The organism is Klugiella xanthotipulae (assembly GCF_006716695.1).
GTDB classification, from domain to species: domain Bacteria; phylum Actinomycetota; class Actinomycetes; order Actinomycetales; family Microbacteriaceae; genus Klugiella; species Klugiella xanthotipulae.
Genome location: NZ_VFPN01000002.1, coordinates 532988 through 545921, shown reverse-complemented (window position 1 = coordinate 545921; position 12934 = coordinate 532988). Strand labels below are relative to the sequence as shown.

The 12934-nt window shown below is 64.7% G+C and carries 10 protein-coding genes; 7 read left to right on the top strand and 3 right to left on the bottom strand.

The annotated features are described in order from the left end of the window. Positions 1-53: 53 nt before the first annotated feature. The gene (locus FB466_RS08580) at positions 54-1586 is read left to right on the top strand and encodes a GMC family oxidoreductase (RefSeq protein WP_141917624.1); all 1533 of its coding nucleotides are present in this window, start codon (positions 54-56) and stop codon (positions 1584-1586) included. Positions 1587-1642: 56 nt separating this feature from the next. Here FB466_RS08580 and FB466_RS08575 read toward each other — a convergent pair whose 3' ends face one another. Then, positions 1643-1822 carry a hypothetical protein gene (locus tag FB466_RS08575; RefSeq protein ID WP_141917622.1) on the bottom strand — a complete coding sequence of 60 codons (180 nt, stop codon included), beginning with the start codon at positions 1820-1822 and terminating at the stop codon, positions 1643-1645. A 219-nt stretch (positions 1823-2041) separates the two neighbouring features. Further along, a complete protein-coding gene (locus FB466_RS08570; protein ID WP_141917945.1) occupies positions 2042-2689 on the bottom strand; it encodes an NADPH-dependent F420 reductase in 648 nt (215 codons plus the stop codon). A 198-nt stretch (positions 2690-2887) separates the two neighbouring features. On the opposite strand from FB466_RS08570, the gene rfbB reads away from it, so the two are divergent. The 5 genes from rfbB to FB466_RS08545 all read left to right on the top strand — a co-directional run bounded on the left by rfbB (position 2888) and on the right by FB466_RS08545 (position 9139). After that, positions 2888-3883 carry a dTDP-glucose 4,6-dehydratase gene (gene rfbB / locus FB466_RS08565; RefSeq protein WP_141917620.1) on the top strand — a complete coding sequence of 332 codons (996 nt, stop codon included), beginning with the start codon at positions 2888-2890 and terminating at the stop codon, positions 3881-3883. 30 nt (positions 3884-3913) lie between these two features. Then, a complete protein-coding gene (locus tag FB466_RS08560) occupies positions 3914-4969 on the top strand; it encodes a glycosyltransferase family 4 protein (protein ID WP_141917618.1) in 1056 nt (351 codons plus the stop codon). After that, positions 4966-6408 (top strand): O-antigen ligase family protein, encoded by a 1443-nt coding sequence (locus tag FB466_RS08555; protein ID WP_141917617.1) that lies wholly within the window; start codon positions 4966-4968, stop codon positions 6406-6408. The genes FB466_RS08560 and FB466_RS08555 overlap by 4 nt, the downstream gene beginning before the upstream one ends. Next, positions 6405-7685, top strand: coding sequence for a polysaccharide biosynthesis protein (locus tag FB466_RS08550; protein WP_141917615.1), 1281 nt, complete (start codon positions 6405-6407; stop codon positions 7683-7685). Before FB466_RS08555 ends, FB466_RS08550 begins: the two co-directional genes overlap by 4 nt. 209 nt (positions 7686-7894) lie before the next feature. Further along, a complete protein-coding gene (locus FB466_RS08545) occupies positions 7895-9139 on the top strand; it encodes a polysaccharide pyruvyl transferase family protein (protein WP_170206083.1) in 1245 nt (414 codons plus the stop codon). 41 nt (positions 9140-9180) lie between these two features. Here the strand turns inward: FB466_RS08545 and FB466_RS08540 are convergent, their stop codons facing one another. Beyond that, positions 9181-11178, bottom strand: coding sequence for a primary-amine oxidase (locus tag FB466_RS08540; protein WP_141917611.1), 1998 nt, complete (start codon positions 11176-11178; stop codon positions 9181-9183). Between the two features lie 187 nt (positions 11179-11365). On the opposite strand from FB466_RS08540, the gene FB466_RS08535 reads away from it, so the two are divergent. Continuing rightward, entirely contained in the window at positions 11366-12886 is a 1521-nt protein-coding gene (locus FB466_RS08535) for an APC family permease (protein WP_141917609.1), read from the top strand. The last annotated feature ends 48 nt before the right edge of the window (positions 12887-12934 follow it).

The window sequence follows — 12934 nt, the reverse complement described above, 5'->3', positions numbered from 1 at the left end:
GGTAGCGTGCCACCCTGTCAGGAACGAAGTGGTTCAGAGAGGAGACACACGTCATGGTTCAGGGTTTTGACACGATCATTGTGGGGGCGGGTTCGGCGGGTTCGGTCATCGCCCGCCGACTGGTGGATGCCGGCCAGCGGGTCCTGCTCTTAGAGGCCGGACGGCCCGACAGCAATCCCCAGATTCACGACCCCGCACTCATGGGCCAGCTGTGGGGTGGCCCCGACGACTGGGACTACTACACGGTTCCGCAGCCGCACGCCCACAACCGCCGTCTCCAGCTGCCGCGCGGCAAGGTTCTGGGCGGCTCGCACTCCCTGAACGCCATGATTTATGTGCGCTGCGCACCGCAGGATTTCGACCACTGGGCCGCCCTCGGTAACGACGGCTGGGCCTGGCGTGACGTGCTGCCGATCTACCGGGAGATCGAAAATTACGAGGGCGGCGCATCCGAGCTACGCGGTACCGGCGGGTTGCTGGATGTGGTGGCGAACGGCCCCCTCCACCCCGTGCAGGCCTCGATTATTGAGGCGTCAACGCAGATCGGCCTGGAACACAACCCGGACTACAACGGTGAGCACCTTGACGGCGTCTCGCAGCAGCAGATTACCCTGCGCGGCGGTGAACGTCTGAGTACCTGGCGGGCCTACGCCGAACCGGTCAACGACGGCGAGCGGCTCGTCACCCGTACGGGCGCGTGGGTGCACCGCCTGCTGCTGGATGCGGCCGGTGATACCGTGCGCGCCGTGGGCGTCGAGGTGGAGCGCGACGGGCAGACGGAGGAGGTGCGAGCCGGGCGGGTGATCCTGTGCGCCGGTGCAATCGACTCGCCGCGCATCCTGCTGCGCAGCGGAATCGGACCGGCCGAGGAGTTGCGCGAGGTGGGCATCACCCCGGTGGTGGATCGCCCCGGGGTGGGGAAAAACCTGCACGATCACCTGCTGGCCCCCGTGATTTTTGCGACGGATAGGCGCGAGGTCATCCCGCCCGCCCCCGGCCAGTCGCCCACCCAGACGCACACCTTCTGGACGTCACGCCCCGAGTTGGAGGTGCCCGACACCCAGCCGATCAACTTCTCGGTGCCCATGTATCAAGACGGTATGACCGGCCCGGAGCGCGCGTTCACGCTCATGGCCGGTATCGTGACGCCGAGGTCACGGGGGAGTATCCGGCTCTCCGGCCCCCACCCGCACGATGAGTTACTGATCGACCTCGCCGCCCTCGAACACGAGGACGACCTGCGCAGCCTCGAAGCCTCCGTTGCCCAGTGCCGCGAGATCGGTGCGGCCCCCGCGCTCGCCGAGGGGTGGGGTGCGCGCGAGATCTACCCCGGGCCGGGGGTGCAGACGGCGGCGGAGCTGCGCGAGTACGTGCGTGAGCGGGTGTGCACCTACCACCACCAGGTGGGGACGTGCGCGATGGGGGTGGGTGCGCTCGCCGTCGTGGACCCGCGGCTTCAGGTTATCGGCGTGGCCGATCTGATGGTGGCGGATGCCTCGATTATGCCCACCGTGACGACCGGGAATACCAACGCCCCGAGCATCCTGATCGGTGAGCAGGCGGCGCGGTTTATTCTCGCGGGGTAGCTGGGTAGCTGGGTAGCTGGGTAGCTGGGTAGCCGGGGACCAGCGGGGTTGGGTGTCTACCGATACAGCAGCTTGTACGCGTTCCAGGTGGTGGCAGCGGCCCCGCCGTTGACGACGGCGATGACGTCGTACCCGCCCGGTGGGACCAAGGATGTGGCCACCGAGGTGTCCCCGGAGTGGGCCCGCACGGCGCTTGTTGATCGGGCCGTGTTCTTCGGGGAGACCGAGGCTGACATTCGCCGGGTGTGTGGCGACTCGGAGCTGATTCTCTCGCTCGGCCGCGGCCCTGCTGCAACGGGAGGGCGAACTCGGCGTGATTCAGCCCGGCGCGCTGGGCGACGCGATCCTGCTGGCGGATGACCCGCTCGTGGACATCTCGGTGCTCGCCGAGTCGCGCATCGAGCGGGTCATCCAGGGGGGAATTCCGGTGTAGAGAGCGGAAGCGTCCGCCCCTCTTACGAGGCGGTGGCGCGCTGGGCGCGGCTCAACGCCTCGGTCATCTCGGCGACCGTGAGGCGGGGGCCGTAGCCGGGCGTGCCCACCTGGATGCGCCAGCTCTCGGCCAGGCTGCCGACATCCACGACATCGAAGCCAAACCGGTCAATCAGCGCGGCAACGGTCTGCTTCGCGTCGGCGTCGTTGCCCGCGATCACGAGCGCGCGGCGGTTATCGGTGCCCGATGGGAGGGCCTGGGCGGTCAGATCGCCGAACGCGATGTGGTTAAACGCCTTGACCACGTGCGAGGTGGGGAGGTGAGCCTGGAGTAGTTCGGCCGAGGTGCTGCTCTCGTCGTCAAGCTCCGCGATAGCGCCGTCGCGCTGCGGGTAGTAGTTATTGGTGTCGATCACGACCTTGCCCGCGAGGGGGGCAACCGGCACGCTCCCGATGTTCTTCAGGGGGATCGTCACGACCACGATCTCCCCGGCCTCGGCCGCCTCCTGCGAGGTTCCGGCGCGGGCGTGTTCGCCCAGTTCCGCCACCAGCTCGGTGAGCGTCTCGGGGCCACGCGAGTTGCTCACCACAACGTCGTATCCGTGTGCCACCGCCAGGCGTGCGAGTTGGCTGCCAATGTGTCCTGCTCCAATGAGCCCGATAGTTGTCATGCAGGCGGCAACCGTGGGCGGATGCCCACTATTCCCCGCATCCGGGATGCCCACGGAATAACAGGGTATGATTCCACCGGAACCCGGCACTGCCCTGCGCGGGCCCGGGCAGCTCTCAGCGCGCTCGTTGGCCAGCATTGCTACGCTATAACCTGTCGGTTTTCGGGGAACCCCCAAATATATATAAGGAGTGGTCATATGCGCGTTCTGGTTACCGGTGGAGCGGGATTCATCGGCAGTAACTTTGTGCACTGGACCCTCGCCCACCGGCCCGAGGTGAGCATCACGGTGCTCGACGCGCTCACGTACGCGGGTAACCGCTCCTCGCTCGCGTCGGTCGAAGACCGCATCACGTTTGTCGAGGGCCGCATTGAGGATGCCGTCGTTGTTGACCCGCTCGTCGCGGAGGCCGATGTGGTGATCCACTTCGCCGCCGAGTCGCACAACGATAATTCCCTCGCCGACCCGGCACCCTTCATTCAGACCAACCTCATTGGCACGTTTACGCTGCTGGAGGCGGTGCGGAAGCACGGTGTACGGTACCACCACATCTCTACCGATGAGGTGTACGGCGATCTGGAGCTTGACGATCCGCACAAGTTCACCGAATCGACACCCTACAATCCGTCGAGTCCTTACTCCTCAACCAAGGCGGGGAGCGACCTGCTCGTGCGCGCGTGGGCCCGCTCGTTTGGTATCCACGCGACCATCTCCAACTGCTCCAACAACTACGGCAACTTTCAGCATGTGGAGAAGTTCATCCCGCGACAGATCACCAACCTGATTGACGGTGTACGCCCCAAGCTCTACGGTGCAGGCCTCAACGTGCGCGACTGGATCCATGTGGATGACCACAACTCGGCCGTGTGGGCCATCATTGACCGCGGTGAGATTGGTCGCACCTACCTGATCGGCTCCGATGGTGAAAAGAATAACCTAGACGTTGTCACCACGCTGCTGCGCATCTTCGGCCGCGCCGAAGACGACTTTGACCACGTACAGGACCGCCCCGGGCACGACCTCCGCTACGCGATTGACTCGACGCCGTTGCAGACCGAGCTGGGCTGGACTCCGCAGTACACCAACTTTGAGCAGGGTCTGACGGACACCGTCAACTGGTACCGCGAGAACGAGGCCTGGTGGCGCGCCGATAAGGCCGCGACCGAGGCCAAGTACCAGGCCAGCGCCTCATAGCTCTCAACCCTCTCACCCTGAAAGCCCCCCGTGATCGTTATTAACTGTCGTTTTCTCACCCAGCCCACCACGGGCGTGCAGCGTTTTGCTGAGCAGATTGTGGCGTCACTGACCCGTGAGCGAGACGACCTCGTGCTCGTCGCCCCCCAGGGTGAGCTGCGGGCGACCTCGATTGGCGGGGTGCCGGTGACGCGGGTGGGTCGGGCATCCGGGCACCGGTGGGAACAGCTCGACCTGCCACGCTATCTGCGCCAGCACGGCAGCCCCCTGCTCGTGAGCCTGACGAGCACGGCCCCCATCCGTTACCGCAACCAGATCTCAACCCATCACGATGTGACCTACGTGCGACACCCGGAGAGCTTCTCCCGCCAGTTTCGCGCCCTGTACTCGTTCCTTGCCCCCCGCTTCTTGAAGAACAGCCGGGCCGTGGTCACGGTCAGCGAGTTCTCGCGCGGTGAGCTGAGCGCGCACTATCACCTCGACCCCGACACGATTACCGTGGTGGGTAATGCGGTTGATGACCGTTTCCGGCCGGGAGACTCCCGGGATACGGATGAGGCACCCTACTTTCTCGCGGTCTCGTCACCGAACCTGCACAAGAACTTTGGCCGGATGATCGAGGCCTACGGCCAGTACGCCGACGAGACGAATTCCGATCTCGTGGTGATCGGAGAGGCCCCCGCCGCCGTTTTTGGTGCGCGAGCTCCCGGTGCCCCCGGCACCGACAGGGTACGCTTCCTGGGGCGGGTTGACGACGACGAATTGATCCGGTTATACCAGAACGCTCGCGCCTTCATCTTCCCCTCGCTCTACGAGGGTTTTGGCATCCCCCCGCTGGAGGCGCAAAAGTGCGCGACCCCGGTGATTGCCGCGCGTGCGGCCGCCATGCCCGAGGTGCTGGCCGATAGCGTGGTGTATTTCGATCCGCTCAGCACCGACGAGATTCGTGAGGCAATTCGCTCGATTGACCGCTCGGCCGAGTTGCGCGCGGATCTCGTGCAGCGGGGTCTCGCCAATGTGCAGCGCTTCTCTTGGGAGAGCTCGGCCCGCACCCTGTCGGGCCTGATAACTCGGGTGACGGCGTGAGTTCCGTGGGCCCGGGCAGCCACTCCGCCGCGGGGCGGGTGACGCCTCGGGTCTCCCGCCGCCGTGACCGGCCGGCCGCCGTGTCTTTCCGTGGCCTGCCGATCTATCAGAAAGCCCTGGTCGGTGCGATCATTTTCTCGCCCCTCCAATCCGGCTTTACCCTCAACCTGGGGTTCCCGCTCAAGATCAGCGAGGTGCTGATCATGTTCGCGGTGCTCAGCTATTTTTTCGGCCGGAGGACCCGCCCGACACCCAGCCTGGAGCGCAAGCTTTTTGTGGCGTTGGGCTTCCTCGTGGGGGTATCGACGGCCTACCATCTGCTCACGCCCGTCACCAACGTAGAGTTACACGGATTCACCCGCTCACCCGAGGTCGATCTCGCCCTCTACTTTTTCTACTCGATGCTCGTACTGGTGATGTGGCTCCTGATGACCACGCTGCCGAGCGGGGTGATGCAGAAGGCGATGATCTGGTCCATCTGGGTGTGTGCCGCTGCCACCTTCCTCCAGTGGGTGCTGAGCCAGGCGGGGATGCTGGAGGTCCTGGAGACGCTCAACTACCAGACCAAGGCCAAGGGGCTGAATCTCGACGGTTCCGACGATGACGTCATGCGCACGGGTTCCTTCGTGGAGGGCCAACAGCTCGGCTTTTTCGCCGGCATGATGATGCTGATCGCGCTCAAGAATCGCGCCTATATCGCGGTCGGCCTCGCCGTGTACTGCCTGATTTACTCGCAGTCCACCACGGGGTTTCTCGGGGTCGCCGTCGCCGTCGCCACGATCCTGTTTCTTCGCCCGCGTCTCAACTCGATCCTGCGCTTCCTGCTGAGCGGGGCCATCGTGGCCGGTATTCTCGCGAGTGTTCCCGCCCTGCGCACCCTGCTCAGTTTTCAGCTGGCCAAGCTGGGCCTTTTTGGGTTGGACGAGCAATTCTCCGGCTCGGATGACTCGCTTGACCTGAGATCCATTAAGACGGAGATCGGGGCCAGGATGACCTTTGACCACCCCCTGATCGGGGTGGGTCCTGGCCGTTACGGCATTAACTTCTTCGACTACGCCACCAACCCGCCGGTGCCCATCTACTACTGGAACCCCGACCACCGTGCATCGGCCGAGAACGTCTACATCCACATCAGTTCGGAGCTCGGTATTCCGGCGCTTCTCTGTTTTGTTGTTGCGCTACTTGCCCTGGTACTCAAGCAGTATCGCGGGCTGCCCGTTGATTTCGCTGTTGGCCTGTACCTCGTGATCGGTATCATTACGCAGGGGTCGTGGACCTTCATCCCCATCTGGATTGGCCTGGCCTACCTGGCCGTTAACGCTCACGATCTGCGCGAGAAACGGCTCATCCGATCGAGGTCAGCCCCGAGTTCTCCCAGCCTCTCGGCGACCGCTCCGCCCGGCCCCACTGTGGATGAGCCGGTGAAGGGGCTTTCGTGAAAAGACTGCTCGGGTTTGCGGGCCAGGCCGGTGGTATCTCTCTCGCCCCCCTCCTGGTGAGTATTGCCTCGGTGTTGACGGTTCCGGTCATTATCGCGACCAGGGGTGGTGACTTTTGGGTGAGCGTCGCGGTGGGTCAGGCCATCGGTGAGATCGCCCGGAGCATCTGCACCTGGGGCTACTACAGCCGAATTGCGCCGGTGAGCGCCCTGTCTATCCCGGACCGCCTTGACCACTATTTTGAGTCCATCGTGACGCGCCTGCTGATTGTTATGGTGGTCGTTCCGGTCATGATCGTGGTCATGCTCCAGATGTCGTTTTCAGACCCTGCGGTGGCGCTGTTCATGGTGCTCAGCGGATGCTTCTACGGGCTGAGCGCTAATTGGTACTTTATTGCGGGGAATGAGCCCCGATGGCTGATTGCCCTGGATGCGCTTCCCCGCGCTCTCACGCTCGGCCTGGCCGCCGTGAGTCTCCTGGTGGTGACCGGTCCGGCTGGTACCTGGGTGTTTGGGGGGATCGTCCTGCTGGGAAACGTGGTCTCGGTGGTGGGTCCCTACATTCTGCTGCGCATCCGCCGTACCCGGATGCGGATGGCCAGGGCACCCATTACCCTGGCGGGCATCCGCCGTGTGATCGTGGAGGGCTTTCCCTCGCTCGTGATCAGTGTCGCACTCACCCTGCGGCTGTCCTTGCCGGTGACCATCACCCCGATCGTGGCCCCTGCTGCCGGTGCGAGTGTTGCCCTGGCCGATAAATTGCTGCGCTGGATCAACACGGCCGCGACTCCGCTCATGCAGGTGATGCAGGCGCGTGTGCCGCAGGGTAAGGATCCCCTCGACGTGAAGATCCGTCGCGCGCTCGGCTACGCCTGGATTCTGGGCGGGATGCTGGGGGTGGGCACCGCCCTGGTGGTCCCCGTCCTCGGTAGCTTCATGAGCCTCGGGGTGGTTGACGTGGGGTTCTTGGCCTCGATCCCCATCGGGATTTCGCTCTGCATGATCTTCGTGTCGGCGGTCATCGGGTTGGCCGCCCTCACCCTGCTGGGTAAAAGTAAAAATGTCGCCCTGGTCTCGTTTGTCGCCCTCGGTGTTCTGGCCGCCACGATTGTGCCCCTCGTCTCCCTGTGGGGTGCCGCCGGTGCGTTTTGGGCGTTGGCGTTGGCGGAGGTCAGCGCGGTGGTTTTCCAGCACCTCACGCTGTGGCGGGAGCTGCGGGATTTTCCCGCACGATCGGTGTCGGTTCCGGGTGAGGCGGTTTCGCCGGAGGGATTATAGGGGAATCCGACAACCGTGTTAGTATCACGATGTCGGTTTTAGTGTCTCTACCCAGGCATCCGTTTCTGCGTCGGCATGGTATCGAGTTGTGTCGGCTGCCGGGCCCGCGCCGACAGCCGCGGTTGTCGCGCACGGGTTTTCCCCGGGTGTCTTGACACCGGAGGCGGGGCGCCAACCGGATGCGTGCTCGCTTCAGGATACGAAACCACGTGAAAAACACCCTCCGCCCCTTTGTCCGCCGAGTCTGGAATACGCGACTGTACGCGTGGGCCGTTCGGTGGGCCGATGTTCTGGTCTTCTCACTCTCCGGGTGGCGAAGACCGTCTCGCTCGGGCTACACCCTGGTTCTCTCACCGGCTGGCGACGGAAATATCGGCGATCACGCCGTCCTCAACTCGTTTATCGCTCATACTCCGGGGGATATCCATGTTGTCCTCTTTGCCGCCCGTTCGCTTGTCCACCCGCATCTCGGCGGTGACGACGCCCAGCGGGTGAGCGTCTCGGTCGAGCGCCACGTAGTGATGTCGCCGCCCCTCTTTCGGATACGGTCCATCTGGCGGTTCTCTCGGCTCCTGCGGGGTGCTTCTTCGTTCCATATTCACGGAACAGACACGATGGATGGCGGCCACATCGCCGCGAGCCTGGCCCGCCTCAGTCTCTGCAACCTGGCCCGCAGGGCCGGGGTGCCCACCGCCGTCCTGGGGTTCAGCTGGCGACCGGATGTGCCCCGGGTTGTGGCCGACGCCTGCGTGGGGATTAGCGGTCACAGCACGCTTTACCCGCGGGATCCCCAGGGGTTTCGGCGGCTCGAAGCGCTGGGGGCCCAGAATCTCACCCAGGCGGCCGACGTTGCGTTTGCCCACCAGAAGTCGGTGCGGCCGAGTGGCCCTCTCGGGGACTGGCTGGACGAGTGCGAGCGGACGGCTACGCCGTTTATCGTGCTCAACATTAGCGGCCTGATCGCGCGGGGGATTGACCAGCGCCCGGAGTACCGGCGCATTGTCGAGCAGGTGCAGTCGCTGGGGCTCTCGATTCTTTATCTGCCGCATGTGATCCGGCCGGGCGACAGCGACCTGGAACCGTGTGTTGAGCTTTTCGAGGAGTGCGGTCGGCCCCGAGACTACCTGCAACGGATGCTGCTGTCTCCCGAACAGGTGCAGTACTTGGCGGTGCGGGCCGAGTTCTCGATCTCGGGCCGGATGCACCTCTCGATTCTGTCGTTGAATAACGGCACCCCCGCGATTACCCTGGCCACGGCGGGCAAAGTGGAGGGGCTCTGCGAGCTCTTCCGGCTCCCAGAACTGACGGTCCAGCCGGTTCCCGGGTTCGGTGAGGCGGTCGCCCACCGGGCGGTGGAACTCACACGAGGGCGGGCCGAGGTGCGGTCACGAATCGCTCAGGGGCTGCCCTCCGTGCGGGCACAGTCCCTGCGAAACTTCGGCCAGGGAGTATGACCCCGGTGCCCGGCTGATGCGTGCCGGGCACCGACCCCTTGTTACTCCGGTGCCTCGGTCTCGCCGTGCGAACAGGTGCAGTCCCCGTCTGTGCAGCAGGCGGATGCGGCCGACCAATCCGGGATATCCATCGCCGGGTTCTGGTCGAGGAAGCCGTACGGTTTTAGGAGGAAACCTGAGTAGTCCACGGGCATCACGGGCCAGTCCTCTGGGCGCGGGATGTGGGTGGGGCCAAAGACGTGCCAGAGCACCAGATTCTCATCCACGAGGTTGCGGTCGGCCGCGGTCCAGGCGGGCAGCCCGGCCCCACCGGCGTGGCCGTTGGGGTAGTCACCGGCCGGGTACATCTCGTCGGGCCGGTACGGGGTAGCCCACAGGTGCTTGGTGGCAAACGTGGCGCGATCCCACACCCGCGAGCCGGGTTGAGCCATGAGCGTTGCCGAGCCCTGAGGGATCAGGTGGAACGCGGTCGGCTTGCCCAGGCGGTTGGTGCGCTCGGCGCTGCGAATCTCCCAGTGACGGCCCGCGGAGGGCAGAGCGTCACGCTGCGCGGCGTGCTCCGAGGTGAGCGGGGTTTCCCGCCAGGTGAAGGCGTTGCCGTGCGGGTTGTCCGGGCCTGTGGGGAGGCCCACCACATCCACCTCAAACAGGTTATTCCGGTCGCCGTCAATCGCGGTGTCCAGGCGCGCGCAGAAGAGGTGCTGGTGTACGGGGGCGAAGAGGCCTGGTGCGATCTCGGGGGCATGCGGGCTGGTGCTGCCGGGTTCGCCGCCGCCGGCGAACACGATCCCGGTGGCTTTCGCCTCTATCTGGATGGTGCCATCCAGATAGAGGTACCAGAAGAATCCGTAGTCGTAGTTGCCGATGGTGGAGAAGGAGGAGATCACGAGGCGGCGCGAGCGGCGCACCTCGGTTTTACCGTTCAGGTCGGTGTGTTTCCAGAGGATGCCGTAGTCCTCCTCGTGCATGCAGATCGCCTGCGGGATTGTGATGGGGTTGCCGTGGTCGTCGGCAACGCACGCGTCAAAGTATTGGATTACGCCCAGACAATCGCAGCCGAGCGTGAGCGTGTTGGCGTTTTTGCCGAGCAGGTACTCACCGGCGTCGAAGTAGCTAATCCAGTAGCGGGTGGGGGTCGTGTCCCCGTAGGGCACCACCATCTCGGGTACGGATGCGCGGTAGAGCACCGAGCGATCCTCCTCGCCGTCACGGAATGTCAGCTGGGTGAGCACGAGGCCCTCGCGGCCGTTGAAGCCGACGCGGAACTTCCAGTTCTCCCAGCTCACACTCGCCCCGTCCACCGTGAAGCTGGGCCCCTCCGGCTGGGTGATCTCGATGGGGGTGAGACTTGTGCGGGCCGGTCCCTGCGCCTGGGGTCCGTAGTTGCCATGCTCGGCCGGAACGGGGATGTCCCCCTCGTCTTCGACGCGCACCACCCGGTTCTCGGTCAGGTTGATGTGCAGGATGAGACCTTCGACGGGGTGTGCCCACGGGCTATCGTTGTCGTCGTCGCGCAGAAAGGTGAGCGAGCGGATGATGCGGTGCCCGGCCTCGTCCTCACGGCCGAAGTATCCGGGGGCGAGCGGTGAGCAGAACGCCCGCTCGGGATTTTCGATGCCGCGCCGCGCCATCGCGGCTCGCCACTCGGGGGATGCCTTCGCGATCTTCTCCGCCCGCTCGTACTCCTCGAAGAGGTACGGGGGCTGGCCGTGCGGGTGAACATCGTTGTTCAGTTCCGTCCACGATACGACGGTGCCGCCCGTGACCGAGACGACCGCCTCGGCGGCCCGGCCGGTATCGACCTCGAGCGCGACGAACAGGATCTCGCGCTCGAGCGGGTCACCGGGGCGGAAGGCGGCGACGGCATCCTTCGCCGGTTCCACGGGAAGAACCGAGGGGAATCGGGTGTGTGGCCCGATTTTTCCGGCCGCGGCCAGGATCTCCCTGCCGCGGGCGATCTCGGCCCCGCAGAGCGGGTCAAGCGGATGCCGGGGAGTTCCCGGGTGTATCGAGCGAAGTGTGTGGTGAGCGTGGGTCATTCCGACCTCCCGAAGAGTCGATTGCGTATGCACTCACTCTCCCGGGTTGTTGCGGGCGGGGGAAGGCGTGGGCGGGCAGGTGTGCAGGTGGGGGCAAGCTCCGTGCTCTCACGGCACAGACGACACCTTCTTTTGGGGGCATGATCGCTAGGAAACGTCAGCACTCAACGAGGAGGAGAAGGCAGCCATGGCATCACAGACGGCAGTTGAAGCGGAACAGGCTGGCCCGGACATCCCGAGCCTTGCGGACCATTCGGGTGGGGAGGGCAGCCGCAGGCGGCTGGGCGTGCCCGCCATCACGTTCTTGATTATTGCGGCCTCGGCTCCGCTGACGGTGCTCGCGGGTGGGGTGACCACCACATTCTCGGTGACGCACATCCTGGGGGTGCCCGTGTCGTTTGCGCTGTTGGCGCTGTCGCTCGGTATCTTCGCGGTGGGGTACACCACCATGAGCCGGTTTGTACGTAATGCGGGGGCCTTCTATGCCTACATTGCGCAGGGGTTGGGCCGCCCGCTGGGGGTGGGCGCGTCGCTTGTGGCGCTCGTGGCCTACAATGCCATGCAGATTGGCATCTACGGAATGTTCGGCTTCCAGGTGTCGAACCTGATCTCCGAGAAGGTGGGGGTGGATATTCCGTGGTGGATTCCGGTGCTCGCTTCGATTGCGGTTGTGGGCCTGATGGGGGTCAACCGGGTTGACCTGTCGGCGAAGGTGCTCGCCGTGCTCGTGGCGCTCGAATTTATTGCCGTGATTGTGTTCGACGTGGCGGCCTTTGGGGCACCGGCCGAGGGGGTCGTGAGTGTGCAGGCGCTTAACCCGGCCGAGCTGTTTGTGCCCGGTATCGGTGCCGTATTCGCGTTCGGCATTGCGGCGTTTATGGGCTTCGAGTCGGCCGCAATCTACAGCGAGGAGGCTAAGGACCCGCAGCGCACGGTGCCGCGGGCGACGTTTCTCGCGGTCATTATCATTGGGGTGTTCTACACAATTTCGTCCTGGGCGATGACGCTTGCGGTGGGGCCGGGCCGGATTGTGGACCCGTCAGGTATCACGGCGGAGGAGGCTGGACCCCCGCTATTTTTCACCTTTGTTTTTGAGCGCCTCGGCCCCGTGTGGGTTGACCTGATGTCGGTGCTGTTCATCACGAGCATCTTTGCGGCGTTGGTTTCGTTTCACAACGCCGTGGCCCGCTACTTCTTTTCGTTGGGCCGTGAGGGTGTTGTTCCCCTGCACTTGGCCCGGGTTCGCCGTGTTTCTCGGGCCCCGTGGGCCGGTTCGGTTGCGCAGACGGTGATCGCGATTGTGGTCATTATCGGGTTTGCGATTGCCGGAACCGGCTCGGAGTACGGCCCCGCGTATCCGGTCGTCACGCTGTTCAGCTGGCTCACGAATACGGGGGCACTGGGTCTTGTGCTGTTGATGGTGTGCATTTCGCTCGCCGTCATCGGTTTTTTCTGGCGTGACGCGCGCGGGGTAGGCCGGTGGGCGCGGATGATCGCCCCGACCCTCTCGTTTGTGCTGCTGTTGGTCGTGTGTGTGCTCGTGGTGTTTAACTTCAACGTGCTGCTTGGTCAGGCGGAAACCACCGCTGCCACGTTCATTTTCCCCGCAATCGCGGTGCTGCCCGGCGCGGTGGGTGTTGTGTGGGGCCTGCGGATGCGCGCCAAGCGCCCCGAAATCTACCGCCGAATCGGCCACGGCGCGGAATGAGGCCCCCACCCAAACACCCAGGGTGACTTTTCCTCACAGAGCGACGAA